This is a genomic window from Rhodococcus sp. NPDC056960 (genome assembly GCF_042674125.1).
Taxonomy (GTDB): domain Bacteria; phylum Actinomycetota; class Actinomycetes; order Mycobacteriales; family Mycobacteriaceae; genus Rhodococcus_F.
The window spans coordinates 449,564-473,195 of the sequence record NZ_JBHURF010000002.1 but is presented as its reverse complement, the minus strand read 5'-3'; the positions used below and the strand labels follow the sequence as shown (position 1 = coordinate 473,195).

The following is a 23,632-nucleotide window of genomic DNA, read 5'->3' as shown; positions in this document are numbered from 1 at the left end:
TCTCAGGACCGCGAGAACATGGCGAGCATGCGGCGGGTCACCGCGAAGCCGCCGAAGACGTTGATACTGGCGAGCAGGATCGCTGCGAACGAGATCACTGTGACAGCCGTATTGTCGTGACCGATCTGCAGCATCGCACCGACCACGATGATCCCGGAAATCGCGTTGGTCACCGACATCAGTGGAGTGTGCAACGCGTGGTGCACATTGCCGATGACGTAGTAGCCGATCACGATTGCCAGGGCAAAGACGCTCAGGTGTACCTGCAAGGCGGTCGGCGACACAGCGATCAACGCGAACAGTAGTGCGGCAGCGACCCCGGTGATACCGAGCTTCCTGCCGGTGGAGATCGATTGTCTGGGAACCGTGAGCGCTGGGGCATCGCCGGACGTCGCTGCCGCTGAGACCGGCGCTGCCGACACCTGTACCGGCGGCGGAGGCCAGGTCGGCTCGCCGTCCCGCACGACCGTGATGGAACGTTGCACGACATCGTCGAAGTCGAGGACGAGTTCGCCGTCCTGGTGGGGTGTCATCAGTTTCATCAGGTTGACGAGGTTGGTGCCGTAGAGCTGTGAGGCCTGCGCCGGGAGTCGACCGGCGAGATCGGTGTAGCCGATGATGGTCACGCCGTTGTCGGTGACCACGGACTCACCGGGCACGGTGCCCTCGACGTTGCCGCCGTTGGCGGCCGCCATGTCGACGATGACACTGCCGGGTTTCATGGCAGCGACCATCTCGGCGGTGATCAACCGAGGCGCCGGCCGTCCCGGGATCAGTGCCGTCGTGATGACGATGTCCGTCTCCGGAAGCGTCTCGGCATAGAGTGCGGCAGCCCGGGCGTTGTAGTCGTCGGACATCTGCTTGGCATAACCGGTGGTGCTGATCTCGACGTCCGCGGACGCCACCGAGAGATACTCCCCGCCCAGGGATTTGACCTGATCGGCCACCTCGGGGCGCGGGTCGGTCGCTTTGACTACCGCGCCGAGGCTGCCGGCGGCCCCGATCGCCGCGAGACCCGCCACGCCGACTCCCGCCACCAGCACTCTCGCGGGGGGAACTTTGCCCGCAGCGGTGACTTGTCCGGTGAAGAATCGGCCGAAGGCATGAGCGGCCTCGACGACCGCGCGGTACCCCGCGATGTTGGCCATCGACGAGAGCACGTCCAATGACTGGGCACGCGAGATCCGCGGCACCGCGTCCATGGCGAGCGCGGTGATCGGACGGCGCGACAAATCTTCGACCAGTTCGGGTTTGAATGCCGGACTCAGGATCGCAACGACGGTGGCACCCGGCCTCAGCCGATCGAGTTGATCCACCGACGGTCCGTTGACCCCGAAGACGATATCGGCAGACAGAGCGTCCCCGACGCTCGCCCCGGCGTCGAGGTATGCGGCGTCCGAGAAGTCGGCCTTGGCTCCGGCACCAACGTCGACGACTACCTCGTACCCGAGCTTGCGCAGTTGCACCACGGTCGCCGGGGTTGCCGCGACTCGTGTCTCACCAGGCGTGGTCTCCTTGCTTACTCCGATGAGCACTCTGTGGTCCCTTCTCTGTCATGGCGGTGAGCGCGTTCCCCTGGGGTTCCAGCTTCGAAGGCCGCGCATGTGCACTGGCGGCGCCCGACGGGCAGGTCACCGCGGTAGTAGTACCCCAGTGCGGGGCCGCACCTGGTCAAGTAACGCTTGGCGGGACGGTGTAGTTGGTCGCCCATCTTGGTGACGCGAGTCGGCGTCGTCCGAGTCGATGTCCCCAGACTGCCGCTGCTGTGGAATGGGTCGGAGACCATCGTGGCGACTCGTCCCGCTAACGTAAGTTAGCTTCTTTACACGGGTTTGGCTAGTGGTCGTCCGAAGATGTTCGGATCATGCTCCGGGAGTGGAGGATCCGCGCTCGGAGACCCGCGCCGGTATGCGGGGCGCGAGGCGGCGAATACGGTTACGCGCCGAGGTCGACGGCGAGCAGCGCTCGACTGATCGTGGTGGCCTGACGGACACAGCGGTGCAAGCCTTTTTTCGTACCGTCCCACCGGCACCATTCCGAGGCGGTGTCGAGCACCTTCACGACGAGCTTGACGAACTTTTCGGCCTCGGCGAACTCGTATCCCATCTCGCCTGCGGCAGCGGCGTACATCCGCTCGTACAGGCCGCACCACTCATAATATTCCGCACGCGTTTCAGACGGCAGGAAGCCGGCGATACGGTCCATCGCCATCAGGATGTCCCATAGATTGTTTTCCGGACTTTCCAATTGGCGTTGGAGGTGCACCCGGACCATTGCGTCCCAGAAATCCTGGACGTTGTCGGTCTTGTCGACTTCTTCGAGGACAGCGGATGCGAAACGATAGAAGTGCCAGCGAAAGGCCTCGGTCACGATTTCGTCCCGCCCGTTCGCGAAATGGCGGTAGATGCTGGGCGCTTTGACACCGACCATCTCCCCGAGTCTGCGCATCGAAACGGACTCGTACCCGATCGTGGATGCCAGCGTGACGAATGCTTCGAGAATTTGCCGACGCCGGTAGGACATATCCGACCAATCGACCTTGTCGAGGTACTGACGGAGCAGCTCGGCGGACCGCAACCGCGGTGCTAGATCTGCCATCTCCGGCCCGCCACCTTCCTCCGACGCACTCGTCTTCAATTCAGCATCCTCGATCCTGTCTCGGTTGGCCGCCGGGGCGGTCCGACTTCGGAGCCTACGCGGCCCGCCCGGACGACGAGGCGCACTACAGCACACGTTCCCCGGAAGCTCGATCACGGTCTCCCCCGAACACGAGCGACGACAAAAACGGACATTTTTGCCAACGCGATTGCTCCTCGCCCGCCTTTCGAATCCGCAGGGTAGTGGCGGTATGGTATGAATCGATTGAACGTTAAGGAAGCGCCTGGCTCCGGGCTCGCGGTCCACCACCACGGACACACCGTGAACCTGCTCCACCGCCTGTCAGCCGAGGACAACACCGAGCGAGGACCGAGTATGGCGTCGAAGAACGGTACAGAGAGCCGCGAGACCAAGCGGGCGGGCAAAGGGCCCGGTGGGAGTCGCGATACCGTCGGACGCGACCGCGTCATGGAAGTCGCACTGCAGTTGTTTCACAAAAACGGGTACTCGGGCACGAGCCTGAAGGCGGTTGCAGACGAACTCGGCATTTCGCCGCCGGCGCTGTATTGGTACTTCCGGTCGAAGGAAGATCTTTATGTGGCGTCCATGGAAATGGCCATGGAGAATTTCCTCAATTATGTTCGCGAGTCGATTACCGACGACGATCCGGTATTCAAACTGAGCCAGCTGGTGCGCGCCCACGTCACGTGGCAACTGCAAAAGGTGGAGTACGCGCGGGCCTTCGATTTGACGATGAGCGTCACAGGACTCACCGCCGAGGTCCCCGAAAATCGTCTGGCACCCGTCATCAAGATGGAAATCGATTACGTCGAACAGGTTCGATCCATTCTCCGCGACGGCGTCGACGACGGTGTATTCGCCGTCGACGACATCAAGACGACGGCTTTCGCGATCATCACACTCTGCGAGTACGTCACCACCTGGTACAACCCGGAAGGTGAGCTGTCGGTGGCTGCGGTCGCCAACCGGTACGACGGCCTGGTCCGGAGGCTGGTCGGTGTCGCCTCTCGCCGCACGGCACAGCCCGACGAGTTGACCACGGAGCCCTGATCGCCCGTCAGTGTCATCAACGGGAGGCCAGGATTCCCTCGTCGACGAGCCTGGTGAAATGCGCGATCACCGCGCGGCGGTCCACTTTTCCGCTCGCCGTGCGGGGAAGCGGGTTGAGCACGGAAATCCGTTCCGGAACTGCATAATCGGGTAGCTGATCGCGCAGCACGCCGCGGGCGTGCTCTGCGTCGAGCGAGTGGCCCGGCCGTTCTTCCACCGCGGCCCAGATACGGTTCTGCAAGATCGCATCGGCGATCCCGAACACACAGCTCTGTCCCACCGAATCCAATTCCGCCATGAGGCCTTCGACGTGCGCGGGAAGGACCTTTTCACCACCGCGATTGATCACGTCGTCCACGCGTCCCTCGATGTAGTAGAAGCCGTCATCGAGCCGGGCCAGATCACCGGTGCGAAGCCAGCCGGCTTCGATCTTGGTGGCAGTGAGCTCAGGCTGGCGCCAGTAGCCTTCCATCAGCGTCGGGCCCTGCACCCACATTTCCCCGACCTCCCCCGGCCCCACATCCTTCCCGTCTTCTCCGACGATCCGGATTGCGGTGCCCGGCACTGCGAATCCGACGGACTCACCGCGGCTCTCGGCATACTTCGGTGGCAAAAACGAGACCGCGGAACCGTATTCGGTCATCCCGTACCCGTGGAACAACTGCATCTGGGGCCACTTCGCGAGCAGCTCGTCGATCCACGCGGCCGGCATCGGTGATCCGCCGTACAACAGCACCCGCACCGACGCGAGCGCCTGCTCGGCACCGTCGGCGAGCATGATGAGCCGGTGAATGCTCGGCACCGCGGCCAGATACGTCACCGGTCGCGCCGCCAGCGCCGCGACCGCGTCCTGGGTGCGGAACTTGTACAACAGGTCCGTGCGTCCTCCGAGCAACAGCATGTGTCCGAACTGATCGACGAAGCCGGTGTTGTGGAACATCGGAACGACGACGAGCGTCGAATCGTGCTGCTCGGTCCCCAGCACCCGGACAAAGGCCCAGGACGCCTCGGCGAGAGCTGCCTGGTTCAACATCGCGCCTTTCGGCTTTCCAGTAGTGCCGGAAGTGAAGCTGATCAAGGCGAGCGCGTTCGGGTCCAGCGGTGGGAACGGCATCGGGGCGCCCGTGAGGTAATCGTCGGCGAGTTCTCGAACGTTCTCGACCGGTACCTCGGCGACGATCTCGTGGTGGGCCTGGTCGGCCAGGACGAGAGTGGCCCCGAGCAGGTCGACCTGGGCAGCGAACTGACTCGGGTTCAACCGGTTGTTCGCCGGGGCGATCACGGCGCCGAGGGACAACACCGCCATGTAGTGCACGATCCAGGGCACGTCGTTGTGGCCGACGATGACGACCCGGTCGCCCGGCCTGATTCCCTGATCTGCCAGCCACCTCATGCACCGGGATACACGGTCCGCGAACTGCGCGTAGTTCAGCTCGAGGGTGGCCGAGGTGAGGGCGAGCGCTTCGGGAGTGGTTGCGGCCCAGTGTCGAAGCGCCGAGGACAGCGTGGGATAGGGCATGGGACGATCGTCAAAATACTGGTGATTCACCGTCAGACTCCTGAATTTCTAATGCGCATGATGCGTGTCGTCGGTGCGTGCCGACGACGATTCGGTGTCAGCACCCCCGCCACCGTGGCGGGCGCTTCTCGACGAAGGCGCGTGCACCTTCCTCGGCGTCTGCGGACGTGGCGACCTTCGCAACGATGGGTAGTTCGCTCCGCGTCACACGAAATGCTTCTTGGTGACGGAGGCCCTGGGTGGCGTCGACGATCTCGAGGGTCGCCGCAATCGACAGGGGCGCGGCGGCGCAGATCTGGCGGGCCAGTTCTTTCGCCGTGTCGAGGACCCGGTCGGCTGCGACGACACGATTGATCAGGCCCCACTGCTGCGCTTCGGCGGCACTGAAGTTGCGGCCGGTGAGGAGCAACTCGAGCGCCAACGGCCGGGGCAGCAGCGACGAGAGTCGGATGACCCCACCGGCATCGGGGAGGACACCGAGCCCGGCTTCCGGGAACGTGAAGGTTGCCGTGTCCGAGGCGACGACGAGGTCCGCGGCAAGCATCAGCTCGACGCCGCCTCCGTACGCCGATCCGTTCACGGCCGCGATGATCGGCTTGCCGAGGTCGAACAGCTCGGTGATTCCGGCGAATCCACCGGGGCCGTGGTCGGCGTCAGCGGATTCGCCGGCATGCGCTGCTTTGAGATCCCAGCCGGCGCTGAAGAAACGTTCACCGGCTGCGGTCAAGACCGCGACTCGCAATGTGTCGTCCGCGTGGAGCAGCGAGAATGCCTCGTACAGCGATCGGCTGGTCGCGGCGTCGATCGCGTTCGCCTTCGGCCGGTCCAGGGTGACGATCAGAACGGGTCCGTCGATCTCGACGCGGACGTCGTCTGTCGAGGTCATCGTGTCTCCTTCGGTCTGGTGAACAGGTCCCACAGCGGCGGTCGGCGAAGCACCGTCGCCGGGGGCACTACACGGTCAGTACCACGCGTCCGAGGACACCGCGGGCCGACAGGTTCTCGAGCGCCGCGGCGTAGTCGCCGAGCGAGCCCCCCTCTTGGACCAACGGTTTGAGGTAGCCGTCACCGTTGAGGATCATCAGGTCGTCCCACGCCTGCCTGCTGATCCCGGCCGTCCACAGGTACGCCGATTCGACCCCGCGCACGTCGGTGTTCGTCAGCAACAGCCGATTCACCTTCACCGTCGGGATCTCGCCCGAGGCGAACCCCACGGCCATGACTCGTCCACCCGGTGCCAGCGTGCGCAGGGCATTGCGGATGTCGCCGCCGACCACATCGACCACCAAGTCGACACCCCGGCCGTCGGTGAGGTCGCGGACCTTGTCGGGCACCTCGTCCCGCAGCACCACGTGGTGGGCCCCGGCTTCGCGGGCGACCTCGGCCCGGGCGTCGTCGGAGACGACCGCGACGACCTGTGCCCCGAGTCCGGCGGCGACCTGGATGCTCGCTGAACCCACACCTCCGGAGGCCCCGAGCACCATCACCCAGTCCCCCTTGGTCAGGTTTCCGCGGGTGACGAGGGCGAAGTGCGCCGTCAGGTAGTTCATGGGGATGGCGGCGGCTTCGACGAAACCCATGTCGTCGGGCAGCGGGTACAGGCGGTCCTCGGTCACCGCCACCCGTTCGGCGGCGGCGCCGTAACTGAGGCAGCCGGCGACCCGGGAACCGGGAACGAATTCCGATCCTTCCGGGCTCTCCAGCACAATTCCGGCGAAATCCGAGCCCGGACTGAACGGCAGATCAGGTTTGATCTGGTACTTTCCCTGCGACATCAACAGGTCGGGGAAGGCGGGCGCGACTGCTTTCACCTCGACGAGAACCTCGTCTGCGGCGCGCACCGGTACGTCCCGTTCCAGGACCTCCAGGGCGGACGGTCCGTCGAGTTCTACTACACACACTGCACGCAACTCAGTTCTCCATTTCTATTTGCAGTCAGCGCTGCCACGTGGTGTGGCGGGGCCGGGGCGGGCCCGCACAACTGGGTGATGCGGGCCCGCCTCGGTAGGGGGCTCGGACCTACCCTCAGGCGCCCTGTCCGGCCGGGATCTTCCCGGCGTCGACGTGCGGGTTCTGGGCGGGCAGTCCGAGCATCGCCCGGTATTCCTCCGGCGTCGCGACCGGCCGGCCGACGACCTGCGAGATCGTCTGTCCCATCTGCAGAGCCTGGAGGTTGGACTCGACTTTGTCGTCACGGTGCGGCCACATCCAGTACGTGTCCTCCATGCCGACGCGGATGTGCAGGCCCATCAGCGCAGCGAGGGCTGCGACATGCGACGACGCGCGTCCGGCGGCACAGACCATGATGAACGCGTCCGGGTCGATGTCCTTGATCGCCGAGACCGTGCGAGTGAGGCCCTCGATCATCTGGCGCGGGTTCTCCATCGGGCTGCACCCGGGCAGCGCGGGCAGCACCAGCCAGACGGCCGGGGTGTCGATCAGGCCGGACTTGATCAGGAACCGGTCAGCGTTGGAGACGTCGGCGTCGGTGTACACCGCGATCTCCGGCTTCGAGCCTGCCTCGTTGATCAGCCGAACCTTCTCGATCATGATCGGCGCGGGCTTGACGAACAGCGAGTCGCCAATGTACGTGGCGGTGGTGTTGATCGGTGCCGCGTCGAGGACACCCTCGTTGAGGACCTGCTTCATCAGTTCCCACTCGCCGTCGAGCGCCGGCACCAGGCAGCCGTCCACGACGAGCGAGGGGAATTCCTCGCGCAGGGGGCTGATCACCTGGCGGAACCGGTCGGGGGAGAGGACGTTGTAGCCCTCGTCGTCGCGGACGTGGACGTGCACGGTGCTCGCGCCGGCCTTGGTCACCTCGCGGGCCGAGTCCGTGATCTCACCCGGGGTGATCGGCTGGTTCGGGTTCTGGTCCTTGCGGAAGAATGCGCCGGTGATCGCGACCGAGACCACGAGCTTTTCGGGAACGTCCCACGGGGCGGAGATCGGAGCGTCGTGGAACGCCGAGTTCTCCAGGTCGAGGACGGTCGGGATCCCGTAGGGTCGCCAGATCATCTTTTCCTGCTCGCGGGCTACTCCACGAGAGATGCGGTCCCAGTTGACTTTCGCCATGGTGATTTCCTTTCTGTTCGACACCGCCCGCGTCGATGGCCGCGGGGAACAAAGGTGTTCGAGTCTGTGTGGGTAAGGGTGGTGAGAGTGGGGTCAGCCGGCGACGGCGTTGACGGTGAGCAGGTCGCGAATGCGCACGTGGTCGACGATGTCGCCGTCCCGGGTGCGGTAGGCGGTCATTCCCCCGCCGCCCGCCGATACGCCGCGCAGTGCCGAGAAGAAGTCCGCGGGTTCGAGGACCTCGGGTGACACCACGCCGGGACCCGGGACGTTCCCTTGGAGGGCGACCAGGGAACCCGCGGCCGCGGGGGTGCCGGTCGCGTCCTCCTGGCTCATCTGTCCGCCGGACAGGAAGGTGATGCCCTCGCTGCCGACGCGGACGTCGACGATCAGGCCCGAGCCGACCGGTTCGCGGTCGGCGTGGGCGACACGTGCGGTCTCGAAGATGTTGTGCATCGCCGTGTTCCGCTGGGGTCCCTCGGGCAGGCGTGAGACCGTCCAGCCGAGGTGGGTGAAGTCCTCGGGAATGAGACCGCCCTTGTTGCGGGCGTCGGTGACCCGGGTGAACCGGGGCAGGGTGAGGACCTCGGGATGGCTCAGGGTGACCACGAGCTGCTCCCCGATGGGTTCGGGGAACGAGATCCGTTCCGGGGCAAGCGTGTCCCAGCTCGGCGTGCCTCCGAGTTCGGGGATTGCCGTGCTGAACGAGTGCGCGAAGTGGGGCACGACGGCGCCGACCATGTCCTTGGCGTCGACGCACCAGGTGATCGACGCGCTGGCGTCGCCGGCGGGCAAGGCATCGAGGGCCAGCCGCACGAGGACATTCGTGGTGCCCGGTGCCGAGCCCATCCCGACCAGGGCGGTCACCCCGGCGGCCTTGGCGGCCTCGTCGCGCTGCAGCAACAGTTCCGTTGCATCGGCGTCGTCGCAGATGTCGAGGTAGTCGGTGCCCGCGGCAATGGCGGCGTCGAGGATGATCGGGCCGAGGGTGTAGTACGGGCCGGTGAGGTTCACCACGAGATCGGCATCGGTGAGGATCTCGTGCAGCTTGTCCGGTTCAGCGAGAAGGTCGATCAGGACGCGGTGCACTTCCTGGGTGCCGACCTCGAGGGGCGTGTCGTTCCACGCGCGGTCGCACAACACCAGCTTCAGTTCTGTGTCGGATCGGCCGAATCCGCGGAGCAGTCCGGATGCTTGCGCACCGGCCGCGCCGAGGACGACCACCGTCGGCTTACTCATCTACCATCTTCTTTCGTTTGTCCGTGTTGTCGTTCGTCGGAATCCGGCACGTGGAAACAGATCGGGCTGCCGGTCGGCGCTCAGGCGCGTCGGCGCGACGTGGCTTGTTCGTCGACGGTCAGACCGTCTGCCGTCATGGTGAATTCGACGCCGTAGGTGGCGGTGGCGTGCTCGACGGTTTCCCAGCCTTCGAGGACGTCCTCGAGGACGAGCCGCGGGTCCCGCTCGAACGGTGAACCGTAACCACCACCGGAAGCGTCGAATCCGTGGATCGTCTCCCCCGGTTGGAGTACCAGTTCCACCGCGTTGGGCAGTTTCCGGCGGGCGCCGTCTGCGGTCTCGAACCAGGCCGCCGCAGGCTCCCCGTCGTTGCCGCCCCGCACGCCTTTGGAGGGGGTGATCTGACCGTCGCACGGGTAGATCACCGAAATCGGTTCGTCCTTGGGGGTGTAGGCATATTCGAACGAGGGCCCGCCGCGGAATTTTCCGGCTCCACCGGTGTCGGGAACCATGCGCAGGTGCTTGTACATGATCGGTATCTTGATCTCGTCGATTTCCACCGAGTCGCGGTACATCAGCCCGCCGGTGCACGGCACACCATAGGTGACCCAGCCGTCCGCGTAGGCGCTGCCGGGGCCGCCGTTGGCGGTGATGCACAACTGGTTGACGAATTCATCCGATGAGCGGTGGTCGTGGCCGGAGAGGACCGCGTATCCGGCACCGACACCCACGGCACCCTCGGCCACCCCATAGGGTTCGCCGAGCTGGGCGAACGCGGAGCCGACACAGTTGATCAACCGGTCCGTGACGTTGGTCGTGGCCACCGAGCAGCTGTGCGGGAACTTCGGCTTTCCGACCGCGGAACCCTCGTTCATGTCGATGGTGACCCGGCGGAACGCGCCAGTGTTCTTCGGGATCGTCGCCGGGATCGCGTTGAACACCCCGGCGAAGACCGCGGCCCGGGTGGTTGCCTCGGTGAGGTTGAGGCCGCAGTCGACGTTGGGTCCGTTCTCGGTCAGGTCGACATGGATCTCGCCGTCCTGCGGTTTGATCTCGATCTTCACGTGGAAATCCAGGCCATCGGGCAGGTAGGGATCGAACGCATCGTGCCGGCCGGAGTTCTGCAGGGTCGCGGCAGGAAGGCTTTCGATGGCCTTGGCCATGACGTTTTCGCTGTAGTCGAGCCAGTCGCGGGTGAAGTTGCGGATCGTGTCGAGCCCGTACTTGGCGACGAGCTCCTTCAGCCGGCGTTCGGCCACCCGAGCGGCACCGACGGAGGCGAGGAAGTCGCCGTACCACTGCGACGGCACCCGGATGCGGGTCCGGCAGATTCGGATGATGTCGTCGATGTTTTCGTAGTCGGACTGCACCTTCACGGTCGGGAAGATGACGGCGCCTTCTTCGTACACGTCCTTGGCGGCCGCGTGGTAGGTCGTCGGGACCGAGTTGCCGGTGTCGGCCTGGTGCGCTTTCGCGATCGCGGTGAACACGTGCTCGCCGTCGACGAACACCGGAACCAGGATCGTGTGGTCGGCCGCATGCGAGTTGCCGATGTAGGGGTTGTTGTCGATGTAGGCGTCGCCCTCGCGCATGTTCGGATGTGCGGCCCGCAGTGCCTGTGCCTGCAGCTGCGCTCCGAAGACATGCACCGGTACTGCCTCGGCCGCGGCGAGGAGCTCGTCGTCGGCGGTGAGGATGGCGCAGGAGAAGTCCCGGGCGCTGTTGATGACGGCCGAGCGTGCGGTACGCAGCAGCGTGTTCGTCATCTCCCGCACGATGCCGTCGACTTTGTTCGCGATGATCGCGGTGCGGACACCGTCGAACTGTGCCTCGCTCATTTGGACTCCTCGTTGCCGATCGAAAGCAGATAGTTGCCGGAGTCGGCGACTTTCGCCGACATGCCGGGGAAGACGACCAGTGTGGTGGTGGGTTCCTCGATGATCGCGGGGCCGCTCACCTGGGTGCCGGGGGACAGTTCCGCCGGTTTGTACACCGGTGTCTGCACTTCGCCGATACCGCCGAAATAGCATGTGCGCGTGGCGGTCGCCTGACCGACGCGGGCCGGTGCCGCGGGGTATTCGTGGCGTACCCGGGGGAGGTTGATCGTCACCCGGGCTCGCCAGTTGAGGAATTCGATCGCCGAGCCGGGGTCGCGGACGGCGAAGATCCGGTGGTGCAGGTCGTGGAAGATGTCGAACAGCTTGTCCTGGTCACCGTCCGCGGTGAGGCGATGTGAGGGCAGCGGGGCGTCGATGGTCCACACCTGCGACTTGTACCGGGCCTCGACACCGAATTCGACGGTGTAGTCCGGGTGCTCGCCACCGAACCGCTGGGCGAAGTCGTCCAACCGCAGTTCGAGGGCATCGAGGACACGGTCGACCGCGTCGGCGGCGAAGGCGTCCGAGGAGGTGATCAGGGCGCTCGACTCCTCCTTGACGATGTCGGCGAAGTGCATACCGGACGCCGAGAGTGCGGAGGCCACCTTCGGCAGCACCATCCGCTGGGTGCCGAGTTCCGCGGCGATCTTCATGATGTTGATTCCGGCGGCGCCGCCACCGGCCACGAGGGTGCTGTCCTGCGGATTCAGGCCCTGCGCGATGGTGATCTCGTGGACCGCCTTGACCATCGCCTCGCTGGCGAGAGACAAAATGCCCCACGCGGTTTCGTGGACACTGATCCCGAACCGGTCGGCGAGCGTGCTGATCGCCGTGGTCGCGGCGTCGACGTCGAGTTTCATCCGGCCGCCGAGGAAGTAGTCCGGGTCGAAATAGCCGAGCACACAGGCGGCGTCGGACAGGGTGGGCCGAGTTCCGCCGTTGCCGTAACACGCCGGTCCGGGTTCGGAACCGGCCGATTGCGGGCCGACGCGCAGCAGGCCACCCTCGTCGATCCACGCGATGGAGCCACCGCCGGCGCCGATCGAGCGAATGTCGACCGAGGAGATGCCCAGCAGGTCGCCCTCCCACTCGGGTCCGAGCCAGGTGTCACGTGAGTGCACCACCGAACCGTCCCGCGACAGGCCCACGTCGAAGGTGGTTCCGCCGGTGTCGGCGACGATCATGTCGCCACCGAGACCTTCGAGCTGCGAGTAGTTCAGGCCGGCCAGCGGGGCCATCGACGGGCCACTGCGCGCGGTGTGAATGGGAGACTCGATGACCTCCTCGATGTTCATCACCCCGCCCATGCTCGTCGAGACGAGGATGGTGCCCTGGTAGCCGAAGTCGCGGATGTCCTGCTCGAGCTCCCGAAAGTGGTGCTGCATCAGTGGTTTCAGGGATGCGTCGATCGCGGCGGCGGAGGTCCGCCGGTACTCGCGGACGATCGGCGCGATCTGATGCGACAGCGTCACCGGCAGGTCCGGGACCAGCTCCGCGATCTTCTTCTCCACGCGCAGTTCGTGGTCCGGGTTGACCACCGACCACAGCAGCGACACCGCGACCGCCTCGAAACCGCCCTCGCGGATCGTCTCGATGGTCTCGGCGAGGTGGTCCTCGTCGAGGTCGAGGACGACCTCCCCTTCGGAATTGACCCGCTCGCGGACCCCGAAGGTGTGACTGCGCGGAATGTACGGCTTGGGGTACTGCTTGGTGAAGTCGTACCCGTCCTGCTTGCCGCCCTCCTTCAGCAGCAGCACGTCCTCGAACCCCTCGGTCGAGAGCAGCGCGGTCTTGGCGATATTGCGGGTGATGATCGCGTTCGTCGCACGCGTGGTGCCGTAGATGAACAGGTCCGTGTCGTCGAGGACCTGCTTCGCGGTCAGCCCGAGTTCCCCGGCCGCCGCCTCCAATGCGGAGGACAGTCCACGAAAGACCCTGTCATGTGTGGTGAGCGACTTGCCGATCACCTGTTCCGATGCTGCGTCCTGAATAACGACATCGATGAACGTTCCGCCGGTGTCGGCGGAGACCTTGAAACCCATCGAATTCTCCCTGCGATTCATGCCTGAGTCGGTGTCCGCCATCGGTGGCGGGGAGGGCGTGTGGTCGGCCCGAGACTGAGCACCCTCGACGTTTCCGTCGCTGTCGCACCCGAGGTGATCTGGTTCACCTTCGCGTCATGAGGATCATTTAACGGGTCGTAAGGAAGCGTGTCAAGACCGAATCTCCCAGGAGGGCGGCGCCGCCTCCGCTCGACCCTGTACATCCCGGCCGGCGCCGACCCCGGACACAGCCAGGCCGCTCACCAGCAATTTTCTCGGCAGACTCGACGCAAGCGTCGAATCTCATCCCTCCAGAGGGACCGTCACCCCTTCCCCCGCACGGCAGAGGACAGGGATCCGGGCTCCCGTCAGTGGGTTGGGAAAAGTTTGCCCCCGGGAGTGGTGCAGGACACGATCTCAAGCTAACATTCATTCGCAAGTATGGCGTCGATCACGTCAACGGCAATGTTTCGAGGTGGCCCTCGACACCTTCCGGATCGCGAATCGATGGACCTGCCCGCACCCCGCGGGACGTCCGTGCCCCAGGTATCACAAGGAGACATCTGTGAGCGCCAATCAGCCCCTCGCGCAGCCCAGTCCCACCGTCGCCGTCATCGGCAGCGGTCCGTCCGGCTGCTACACGGCCCAGTTCCTGCGCAAGGAGTTACCCGGAGCGGAGATCAGCATCTTCGAGGCCATGCCGGTGCCGTACGGACTGGTCCGCTACGGTGTCGCCGCCGACCACCAGGGCACGAAGGCCGTCACCCGGCAATTCGATCGCATGTTCGAACGCAGTGGCATCACCTTCGTCGGCAACACCCGGATCGGGGTGGACATCGACTTCGAGACCATCACCGACGCCTTCGACATCGTGGTGATCGCCACCGGGCTTCCCGACGACCGCGCGCTGCCGATTCCGCGGGACGAGGGCGCCCACGTCATCGGCGCGGGCAAACTCCTGCGTACCCTCAACGCCTTCCCCGAGGAAGCCACGGTATCGTCCGCTCCCCTCGACGAGGAACTCGGCGACGACCTCATCGTCATCGGTCAGGGCAACGTCGCCGTCGACGTCGTGCGGCTGCTCACGAAGCCCGCACATCATCTGACCGGGTCCGACATCCACGACCGGGCACGGGATCTGCTGCGGCCCACGCCGCCGAAATCCATCCGCGTGATCGGCCGGTCGCCGGCCGAGAACGCCAAGTTCGACCTGGCGATGTTGCGCGAGCTGTGCGGTCTCGACAGCATCGGTATCGACGTCGAGGGGCTCGACGACTCGGCGCAGGGCGCCGTGGCAGAACTGCTGCGTCAGGCACAGCGGCAGCCTGCGGTGACCACCGAGGACGACTCGACCGGGCGAACCCGGGTCACGTTCCACTTCGAGACCGTCCCCACCGCTGTGCGCCGCGACGACACCCGTACCGTCCTCGACGTCGCGATTGCGTCCGGCGAGACGAAGTCGTTCGCCGCGGACGCCGTCATCACCGCGATCGGTTTCTGCCAGGCCGACGACGACCGGGACGACGTCCCGGTCGCGGCCTGGTCGGGGGCACATGTCTACCGTGTCGGCTGGCTCGACCGGGGCGGCCGGGGCAACATCGCCGAAAACCGCAAGCATGCCCAGACGGTGGCGAAAACCATCGTCGCGGATGTGGCCGGCGGCGTCATTCCGCACGGGGCCCCGGGGTTGGCGGCGATCGAGCCGCACCTACCCCTCACCACGGTCGGGTTCGCCGGCTGGCAGGCGATCGACGAGGCCGAGCGCCGCAACGCCGACACGGGGCGCTGCCGCCGCAAGATCACCGATCTCGACGAAATGCTCGCGATCGCGCACGCCACGAGCTGAATCACCCGGCGTCTGCGGACGCCCTCCTCAGGCACTCAATCGAGAAGAAAGCACACTGACACATGAGCACCATCAAGGTTCTGTTCGGCACCGAATCGGGCAACGCCGAATTGGTCGCCGACGACATCGCCGACACCTTCAACGACGCCGGCGTGAAAGCGGAAACCGTAGCGATGGAAGACTTCGACGTCGCCGACCTCCCCGGAGCCGGCACGATCGTTGTAATCACCTCGACCTACGGCGAGGGTGAACTTCCCGCCACCACCGCGCCGTTCCAGCAGGCACTCGTCGAGGGCCGGCCGGACCTGTCCGATCTGCGTTTCGCCGCGTTCGGGCTCGGAGACAGCAGCTACGAGACCTACAACAACGCGATCACCATCCTCGCCGCCACCCTGGACGAACTCGGTGCCCGCCAGGTCGGCGAGACCGGCCGCCACGACGCCGTCAGCGGCGAACCGTTCACCGACGTGGCAGTCACGTGGGCCGAGAACATCGCCGAGGCCCTGTGAAAGCACCTGTCCGCCGGACGTTCACACCTCATCTGCGAGATCGAAACGAGTAGCGCATGACCCAGAATCTCACTCTCACCGACCAGTCACCGGAAACCGACTACCTCCCGTGGGAGGACCCGGAGTTCATCCGGGCGCCCTGGCCGTGGTTCGACCGGCTGCTCGCCGAGAAGCCGATCCTCACCGTCGACGACGGCAGCATCGTCGTCAGCAAATACGCGGACGTCGTCAAGTACGCGAAACATCCCTCACTGCTGGCGGTGCCGGAGGAGGGCATCGGTGACAGCCCGTGGGCGGCGAACCTCAACTCGGTGCTGCTCACCGAGGGGGAACGCCATCGACGGATCCGCCGCTCGTTCGCGGGCTGGCTGACCCCGAAGGCCGTTCAGAAGTGGGCGCAGACGGCGGCGGACAGCGCGGGCGCCGCCCTCGACCGGATCGGTCCCGACGGCATCATCGAGGCGCACAGCGCCCTCGGCGTCCAACCGGCACAGGATGCCATGGCGCACGCCCTCGGCGTGGACACCGAGGACGGCTTCCCGTACATCCATGCCACGAACCTCACCATGATGTCGATGGGATGGAACCCGTCCGCGGACGAGGTGACCCGCGCCCACGAGGGGTTCGGCTACATGATGTTCCAGGCCGAGAAGCTCATCGAGGCCAAGCGTCGCAATCGCGGTGACGGAATGCTCCTCGACGAGATGATCACCGCCGTCGACGAGGGGCGTCTGACCGAACGCGAGCTCAAGGAGTCGATTCAGATTCTGTGGGGGTCCGCTGCCCACAACCCCGGGCAGGTGATGGCCTCGGCGCTGGTCGACCTGGCCGCCCACCCCGAGGTCTTCACGGCATACAAGGAGAACGTGGACTCCCGCGAGGCGATCATCAACGAGGTGATCCGGCGGTCCCTCCCCGAAGTCGCCCTCGACCGGTTCACCACCACACCGCTCGAGATCCGTGGCGTCGACATCCCGGCGGGTGTCCGGATCCGGTTCGTCCTCGGAGCGGCCTTGCGCGACCCGGAGGTGTTCCCCAACCCGGACGTCTTCGACTACAACCGTCCGAAGGAAGCGAGCATGGCGATCGCGTTCGGTGTCGGCACCCACAACTGCGCAGGCCAGGCCATCGCCCGCGCCGAGGCCCGAGCCGTCCTCGACGTGCTCGCCGATCGGTACAGCACGATCGAGGTCGTCGGGGAACCGGTGTGGATGAACTCGGATCGGCACCGCAACTGCGAAGGCCTCACCGTTCGCTTGTCCTGACACAACGGGTGCCCTCGGGTCCGCACACCCGAGGGCACCCGTTCGGATCCCGGTCCCGGCGGCGCGCGATATCCGACGCCCACCGGAGCCGGACAGCCTCCCCCGCGTCCGGCCCCGATGCCCCGGCCATTTATCAATCATTAAGTCGCCCGTCCAGAGCCTCGGCCGCTTCGCCGCCGGGCGGCCGCCCCTCGGCCCATCGCTCCGCGCTCGCCCGGCCCGAACGCCGGTGACCGCCTCCCGGACTGCGGGACGGACTCTTCTGTATTGCTCTTCTAAAATGTTGTGTAACAACAATTTAACGACACTCGCCAGAGACTCCCGGCGCGCATCACGCCGAAACCCGGTACGGTTGCACCGCGCGGCCACCCCACCGGTTCCCCTTGTCGCAAATCCCCCCGACAATCCCCTGGAATTCAGGGGTTGACAGACCGACTCCTTAATGACCATTATATGACTTAGGTCACATCGGATCTTCGTCTGCGGCCCTCAGGAAAGTGAAGAACGCAATGGAATCCCCCAGCACGACTCAAACGCCGGTATCCGGCGACGGCTCGGCGAGCCGCCTCTCCGGTCAGATGAGCACCACCCAGCTGGTGCTGTCGGTCCTGGCGTTTTCGTCTCCCCTGACCTGCCTCGCGGGCTACTTCTCCCTGACGATCATGGCCTCGGGCAACACCGCACCCGTGGCGTTCGTCCTCGTGACCGCGGTCCTGCTGATCTTCTCGGTGGGCTACATGGCGATGACCAAGCACATGCCCCGTCCCGGCGCCTTCTACGCCTACATCTCCGAGGGCCTGGGCCGACACGTGGGCCTGGCTGCGGCGTTCCTTGCGACGCTGTCGTACTCGGTCATCGGCATGGGTGTGTATTGCTTCGCAGGCCTGACCGTCACCGACCTCATCGCGAAATGGGGTGGACCGGTGATCCCGTGGTGGCTGGGGGCGTTGGCATTCTGGGTGATCGTCGGAATCCTGGGCTACTTCAACGTGGACGTGTCCGCGAAGGTACTGATGTGGGTGATGTTCGTCGAGGTCACCATCGTGATGATCTTCAACGTCGCCATCGTCGGCCAGGGCGGGGAGTCCGGCCTGCACCTGCAACCGTTCAACGTCTTCGACTTCGCGGGGGGCGAGGTGTGGGTGGGCCTGCTCTTCGCCATGCTGGTGTTCATCGGGTTCGAGGCGACCGCGCTCTACCGCGACGAGGTCCGCGACCCGAACCGGACCATTCCGCGGGCCACCTACCTCGCTGTCCTGTTCATCGGCATCCTGTACACCGTCACCGTCTGGGTGATGGTCACCGCCTTCGGCAGTGACGCCCAGAACGTGGCGACGGGCGACGCCGCGGGCATGTTCGGCATCGCCGCCGACCGGTACGTCGGCGTCTGGTTCAGCAACGTCGCCACCACCCTCGTGATCACCGCGGTGCTCGCATCCATTCTGTCCATCCACAACGCCTCCACCCGGTACCTGTTCAACCTCAGCGCGGACGGCGCCCTGCCCACGGCACTCAGCGCCGTGCACGGCCGACACCGCTCCCCTTACCGTGCGTCGATGGCCATCTCCGCGCTGGTCCTGGTCGGAGTCGGACTGTTCGCCGTCGCCGGCAGCGACCCGTCGATGGCCTACGCTCAGCTTGCCGGTCTCGGCAACGCCGGCGTCTTCATCCTCATGGCCCTCGTCAGCGTCGCCGTGGTGGCCTGGTTCCGCCGCAACGGCAAGGACACCGGCGAAGGCGCCTGGGCGACCCTCGTCGCACCCACCATCTCGGCCGTCGCCATGACCGCGCTGGTCACCTTCGCTCTCGCGAACTTCGAACTCGTCGCCGGCGAATCCGACAGCAATTCCATTCTGCTGGCCGTGCTCGGCGCCGCGTTCGTGGCCGGTCTGGTCACCGCGGCCGTCATGAAGGCGAAACGACCCGCCGATTTCGAGCGGCTCGGCGGCCAAGACCGCTGAACCCGCCGCCCACTGCGGCACAACTCCCTTCTGATACCCACACCCATTCCGGCCCTCATTGCGTTGTCGGACGGACTTTTCAAGGAGAATCGATGACTGTCGAGAACACCGAACGCGTCATGCACGCCTACCACGATGCGTGGGAGCCCGGCGACCAAGAAGCCGGAATGGACTTCTACGCCACCGACCTCGTCGTCCACATGGGCGGTGACGGCCCCCTCGCCGGTGTCTTCCACAGCCGCGAAGAATTCGTCCGCAACTGGGTCAGCCGCGTCGCCGCGTACACCGACAGCTGGGACGTCGTCGGCAACGACACCCTTCTCGTCGGCGAGGACGGCGTCCTGCTGCTCGTCCACGAAAAGTGGAGTCGCGGTGACCGTTCGGTGACCACCGAACGCCTCGGCTACTACCGAGTGTCTGGCGACAAGATCGTCGAATGCCGCTTCGCCGACATGAACCAGCCCGAGGTCGAAGCCTTCTTCGGCGACCTCACCCCGGTTCCCGCCGGCCGGCACTGAGCGCCTCGATGTCCACCCCTCACGAACCCGCGGCGGCCGCGGCCGATCCGGATCGGACCTCCGCCCCGCAAGGATGGGCGATCCAGCACCTCGACGATCCCCGCGTCGTCGCCCAGCAGGAACACGAAGATTACACCGATCACGTCGTCCCGCTCACCGCCCGCCAGCCGCGGATCAACGTCCTCGGCAGCTGGTGGTCGATCGCCAGCGCCATGGCGTTCCTGTACTACGGTGCGCTCGCCGCGTCCCTGGCAGGTACGCAGCAGGCGCTGATCGGGCTGGCCGTCGTCATCGTCGTCTACTCGGTCCTCGGTGCGTTCGCATCGAACGCCTCGATCCGGCGCGGCCTGAACTCGATGCTGCTCACCCGCGAGATGTTCGGGGTGCGCGGTGCCGCACTGACACCCCTGATCTGCGGTCTCGGTGGCCTCTACTACGCCGTGTTCGAGTCCAGCGTCATGGCCGCGGCACTGCAGGCCTACTTCCAGGTGTTCGACATTCGCGTGTGGTACGCCATCGTCATCATCGCGATGTTGCCGCTGATGCTCGGCGGCATGCAGACCTGGCTGAACAAACTGAACACCTGGTCGCTGCCGATCTACATCGGTGGTGTCGCCGCCGCGGTCGTCGCGGCCGGTCTCCGCTTCGGATGGAGCGGCGACTGGTTCACCACGACCCCCGACATCGTCGGATCCGGCTCCGTCCCCAAATGGCTGACCACGTTCGTGTTGTTCATGGGCAACTGGCTCCTGTTCGCCGACACCCCCGAGTTCGCACGCTTCGGACGGCCGGAAGACCGACGGTTCCACGCGCACATCACCTTCGGATGGCTCTTCTACCTCGTCGCCTACGGATTCAACGGGCTCGCCGGCATCGCGATCGTGGCGCTGGCCGCACCGAACGCGACGGTCGCCGAATCCGCCGTCACCACCGGCATCGTGGCCTCCCTCGGGCTGGCCGGGTTGATCGTCGTCCTCGTCAGCCAGATCCGGATCAACTCCGCGAACTTCTACGTCGCCAGCATGTGCCTCGAACGCGTGGTCAGCCACTTCTCCACCCGCAACCTGCCGCGTCGCGTCTGGGTCGTGCTCCTGGCGATCGTGACCTTCCTGTTGATGTTGACCAACGTGTTCAGTTACATCGCCACCGCGCTCGCCTGGCAAGGCATCGTGACCGTCTCGTGGGTCGGCATCTTCGTCGTGCACCTGCTCGTCGTCTCCCGCGACCCCGAGATCCGCGCGAGCCGGCTGCCCGGCGTGGCTCGCGGACTCGCGGTCTGGGTGGCCTCCGCGGCGGTCGGCCTGGCGGCGCTCGAACTCGGCTCGGGCGCGGTGTCGCAGTTGGCTCCCCTGATCTCGCTGGTCGCCAGCGTCGCCTTGTACTTGACACAGGTACCCGCGCTGCGGCGGCGATCATCCACTGCGAGTGACGCCGATCGTGCGGACCTGCGGAACTCCGTGGGCGATCTGTGGGGCACCCGTACCCGATGCGCAAGTTGCGGTCTCCACTACACCACCTACGAAATAGACACGCCCGCAGATCATCCCGAGACTCCCCTGTGTCTCGAATGCCAAGTGCATCCCGTGCCGGCGAGCGGCGTCGACGCCGCGCACACACCGATGACACCACCGCTCGCCTGAGCGGATCCGTGTCGAAACCCCCAGACACTCTCCACACCCAGCGAAAGAAGGAAGACATCATGACACAGTCCATGGACGACAAAGTCGTGATCGTGACCGGAGCCGGCTCCGGCATGGGACGATCCATGGTCGAGGAGTTCGTCGCCGCCGGTGCGCGCGTCGCCGCCCTCGACATCAATGAACCCAAGGCGAAAGAGGTCGTTGCTGCACTCGACACCCCGGACCGCGCCATCGCAGTGGCCGTCGACGTCTCGTCCGAGGAGTCCGTGACGGCCGCGGTACGGCAGGTGCTGAACTGGGCCGGGCGAGTCGACGTGCTGTGCAACAACGCCGGCATCATCGACAGCTTCCGCCCGGCACACGAAATCTCCATCGACGAATGGGACCGCAACCTGGCAGTGAACCTGACCGGGCCCTTCCTCATGGCACGCGCTGTCATTCCCGACATGCTCAGCCGCTCCCAGGGCATCATCATCAACACCGCCTCCATCTCCTCGCTCAGCGCGGCCGGCGGCGGCACCGCCTACACCGCAGCCAAACACGGTGTCCTCGGCCTCACCCGGCAGCTGACCTTCGACTACGGCAAGCTCGGAATCCGGGTCAACGCCATCTGCCCCGGCGCCACCCTCACCGGCCTGACCGTGCCGGAGGGGGGCTCGGACACCCTCCCCGACTCGGACGCCGAAATCATGCGCACCCCCGCGCAGCGCTGGGCTCAGCCGTCGGAGATCGCTCGGCTCGCGCTGTACCTCGCCGGCACCGACGCCGACTTCATCCACGGCCAGGCCTTCGTCATCGACGGCGGCTGGCTGACCGCCGCCCGCAACCCGATCTAGGGGCACCCGCCCCACCCACACCTCCTGCCCGACCGGACACGGCCAGGAGGTGTGGGTGGGGCGCAACGACCGCTTACTCACACCTTCCAGAAAGGACGTAACACAGTGCTCGACACGCCAGGACGGGTCACCGGAAAGGTCGCGGTCGTCACCGGCGGCGCCCACGGCATGGGGGCAGCACATGTACGGCTGCTCGCCGAACACGGCGCCTGTGTGGTCATCGCCGACGTCGACAAGAGTGAGGGCATCCGCCTGGCTCAGGAGCTGGGGCACAGGGCCCACTTCGTGCAACTGGATGTCACCGATCCCGACCAGTGGCGCGCTCTGACCGAGACGACCCGGTCACGCTTCGGGCCGATCGACGTACTCGTCAACAACGCCGGGATCCTCCTCTCACATACCGTCGAGACCGCAACACTCACCGATTTCCGAAAGGTGATCGAGGTCAATCAGATCGGCACATTCCTCGGAATGCAGGCAGTCATTCCGAGCATGAAGGAAGTCGGCCGCGGTTCCATAATCAACATCTCCTCCTCCGCGGGAGCAGTCGGTATCACCGACAACTTCGCGTACGCCGCATCGAAGTGGGCGGTACGGGGTATGACGAAGGAAGCGGCATTAGAGCTTGCCCCCTTCAACATTCGGGTCAACGCCATTCTTCCCGGCGAGGTCAACACTCGGATGATCGCGGACTTGCATCTCACCGTCGAGACCACACCCCTCGGCAGGTTCGGCGATCCTCGAGAAATCGCCTACCTCGCGCTGTATCTCGCGTCGGAAGAGTCCGCGTACACAACCGGCGCGGACCACGTCATCGACGGAGGCTACACCGTACCCTGACCTCACACTCACGAAGAACGGTCCCGCCCCTTCCCATCGTCGATCACCCCGCACCTGCGGACCGCTACCAGCACTCACGCATGATCGACGACCCTCCACCAGGAGCCGCCCATGCCCGCGCCTCCGGCATCACGCCACACCCCCGCATGCGTCGTGCTCATCGACACCGTCGCCGATCGCCTCATCGCGCAACAACTCACCAGACACTACGCGCTTCCCGACTCTGTCGAACTGATCGATGTCCGCTCGATCGCCCAGCGAGGCGCAGCCGTCATCGAGGCGCTGCGCGCGACCCGATTCACCGGCGGCATCCTGATCATCAGCCGGTCACCCACGGAAGACCGAGTCGATCTCCTCGACGCCGGCGCCGACCACGTACTCGACTCCTCGAGAGGGGTGGACGAACTCGTCGCCTGGGTCCGATCGAACCTGCGCCGCACGCAGTGGGATCGACGCACACCTCTCCTACCCGAGCACCTCGACCCGGAGCTCACGCTATGCACCCGCACCAACGCCATCGTCAACGACGAACTGCGGACCGACATCACCGAGACGGAACGCAGGATCCTCACCGTGCTCCTGCGCAACCGCGGCGACATCGTCCACCGCCGCCACCTCCTGATGGTCGTCTGGGGCGTCACCTGCGAATCCACCACCAACGTTCTCAACGCCTACATCTGGTCGATCCGCCGCAAACTCGCCGCCGTAGGAGCCCCATCCATCCTCCGCACCATCCGGGGAAAAGGATTCGTCCTTCTCACCTGAGCCGCCGCCGGAACAGTTCTGAGGCCGAATA

19 protein-coding genes are annotated in these 23,632 nt (G+C 65.7%); 10 read left to right on the top strand and 9 right to left on the bottom strand.

All coding sequences use genetic code 11. The features are described 5' to 3' along the window. Positions 1 to 2 precede the first annotated feature (2 nt). Together ACFTWF_RS05150 and ACFTWF_RS05145 are read right to left on the bottom strand one after the other, a co-directional pair. Complete coding sequence (locus ACFTWF_RS05150; RefSeq protein ID WP_378460185.1) at positions 3 to 1,535, bottom strand: Re/Si-specific NAD(P)(+) transhydrogenase subunit alpha; 1,533 nt, start codon at positions 1,533 to 1,535, stop codon at positions 3 to 5. A 400-nt stretch (positions 1,536 to 1,935) separates the two neighbouring features. After that, a complete protein-coding gene (locus ACFTWF_RS05145) occupies positions 1,936 to 2,637 on the bottom strand; it encodes a TetR/AcrR family transcriptional regulator (protein ID WP_378460184.1) in 702 nt (233 codons plus the stop codon). A gap of 336 nt (positions 2,638 to 2,973) precedes the next feature. On the opposite strand from ACFTWF_RS05145, the gene ACFTWF_RS05140 reads away from it, so the two are divergent. Then, positions 2,974 to 3,669: a TetR/AcrR family transcriptional regulator gene (locus tag ACFTWF_RS05140; RefSeq protein ID WP_378460183.1), complete on the top strand. Its 696-nt coding sequence runs from the start codon at positions 2,974 to 2,976 to the stop codon at positions 3,667 to 3,669. A 16-nt stretch (positions 3,670 to 3,685) separates the two neighbouring features. On the opposite strand, the gene ACFTWF_RS05135 is transcribed toward ACFTWF_RS05140, so the two are convergent. From ACFTWF_RS05135 to ACFTWF_RS05105, 7 genes are all read right to left on the bottom strand, one after another. Then, positions 3,686 to 5,188: a class I adenylate-forming enzyme family protein gene (locus ACFTWF_RS05135; protein ID WP_378460182.1), complete on the bottom strand. Its 1,503-nt coding sequence runs from the start codon at positions 5,186 to 5,188 to the stop codon at positions 3,686 to 3,688. A 97-nt stretch (positions 5,189 to 5,285) separates the two neighbouring features. Further along, a complete protein-coding gene (locus ACFTWF_RS05130; protein ID WP_378460181.1) occupies positions 5,286 to 6,074 on the bottom strand; it encodes an enoyl-CoA hydratase-related protein in 789 nt (262 codons plus the stop codon). Positions 6,075 to 6,141: 67 nt separating this feature from the next. After that, positions 6,142 to 7,089, bottom strand: a complete 948-nt coding sequence (locus ACFTWF_RS05125) for an NADPH:quinone oxidoreductase family protein (RefSeq protein ID WP_378460180.1) — start codon at positions 7,087 to 7,089, stop codon at positions 6,142 to 6,144. A gap of 124 nt (positions 7,090 to 7,213) precedes the next feature. Beyond that, on the bottom strand, positions 7,214 to 8,263 hold the full coding sequence (locus tag ACFTWF_RS05120) for a 3-keto-5-aminohexanoate cleavage protein (protein ID WP_378460179.1): 1,050 nt from the start codon (positions 8,261 to 8,263) through the stop codon (positions 7,214 to 7,216). A 93-nt stretch (positions 8,264 to 8,356) separates the two neighbouring features. Continuing rightward, the gene (locus tag ACFTWF_RS05115; RefSeq protein WP_378460178.1) at positions 8,357 to 9,502 is read right to left on the bottom strand and encodes a saccharopine dehydrogenase family protein; all 1,146 of its coding nucleotides are present in this window, start codon (positions 9,500 to 9,502) and stop codon (positions 8,357 to 8,359) included. A gap of 80 nt (positions 9,503 to 9,582) precedes the next feature. Next, positions 9,583 to 11,340, bottom strand: a complete 1,758-nt coding sequence (locus tag ACFTWF_RS05110; protein WP_378460177.1) for a hydantoinase B/oxoprolinase family protein — start codon at positions 11,338 to 11,340, stop codon at positions 9,583 to 9,585. Beyond that, a complete protein-coding gene (locus ACFTWF_RS05105; RefSeq protein ID WP_378460176.1) occupies positions 11,337 to 13,421 on the bottom strand; it encodes a hydantoinase/oxoprolinase family protein in 2,085 nt (694 codons plus the stop codon). The genes ACFTWF_RS05110 and ACFTWF_RS05105 overlap by 4 nt, the downstream gene beginning before the upstream one ends. Positions 13,422 to 13,986: 565 nt before the next feature. Here ACFTWF_RS05105 and ACFTWF_RS05100 point away from each other — a divergent pair. From ACFTWF_RS05100 to ACFTWF_RS05060, 9 genes are all read left to right on the top strand, one after another. Next, positions 13,987 to 15,267, top strand: coding sequence for an FAD-dependent oxidoreductase (locus ACFTWF_RS05100; RefSeq protein WP_378460175.1), 1,281 nt, complete (start codon positions 13,987 to 13,989; stop codon positions 15,265 to 15,267). A gap of 62 nt (positions 15,268 to 15,329) precedes the next feature. Continuing rightward, on the top strand, positions 15,330 to 15,776 hold the full coding sequence (locus ACFTWF_RS05095) for a flavodoxin domain-containing protein (RefSeq protein ID WP_378460174.1): 447 nt from the start codon (positions 15,330 to 15,332) through the stop codon (positions 15,774 to 15,776). A gap of 56 nt (positions 15,777 to 15,832) precedes the next feature. After that, positions 15,833 to 17,041, top strand: coding sequence for a cytochrome P450 (locus ACFTWF_RS05090; protein ID WP_378460173.1), 1,209 nt, complete (start codon positions 15,833 to 15,835; stop codon positions 17,039 to 17,041). 509 nt (positions 17,042 to 17,550) lie between these two features. Further along, positions 17,551 to 19,002 carry an APC family permease gene (locus ACFTWF_RS05085; RefSeq protein ID WP_378460172.1) on the top strand — a complete coding sequence of 484 codons (1,452 nt, stop codon included), beginning with the start codon at positions 17,551 to 17,553 and terminating at the stop codon, positions 19,000 to 19,002. A 92-nt stretch (positions 19,003 to 19,094) separates the two neighbouring features. Then, positions 19,095 to 19,520 (top strand): nuclear transport factor 2 family protein, encoded by a 426-nt coding sequence (locus ACFTWF_RS05080; RefSeq protein ID WP_378460171.1) that lies wholly within the window; start codon positions 19,095 to 19,097, stop codon positions 19,518 to 19,520. A gap of 8 nt (positions 19,521 to 19,528) precedes the next feature. After that, entirely contained in the window at positions 19,529 to 21,160 is a 1,632-nt protein-coding gene (locus ACFTWF_RS05075; RefSeq protein WP_378460170.1) for a purine-cytosine permease family protein, read from the top strand. A gap of 59 nt (positions 21,161 to 21,219) precedes the next feature. Then, positions 21,220 to 21,996 carry an SDR family NAD(P)-dependent oxidoreductase gene (locus ACFTWF_RS05070; protein ID WP_378460169.1) on the top strand — a complete coding sequence of 259 codons (777 nt, stop codon included), beginning with the start codon at positions 21,220 to 21,222 and terminating at the stop codon, positions 21,994 to 21,996. Positions 21,997 to 22,101: 105 nt separating this feature from the next. Beyond that, positions 22,102 to 22,836: a glucose 1-dehydrogenase gene (locus ACFTWF_RS05065; RefSeq protein ID WP_378460168.1), complete on the top strand. Its 735-nt coding sequence runs from the start codon at positions 22,102 to 22,104 to the stop codon at positions 22,834 to 22,836. A 111-nt stretch (positions 22,837 to 22,947) separates the two neighbouring features. After that, positions 22,948 to 23,601 carry a winged-helix domain-containing protein gene (locus ACFTWF_RS05060; protein WP_378460167.1) on the top strand — a complete coding sequence of 218 codons (654 nt, stop codon included), beginning with the start codon at positions 22,948 to 22,950 and terminating at the stop codon, positions 23,599 to 23,601. Positions 23,602 to 23,632 lie beyond the last annotated feature (31 nt).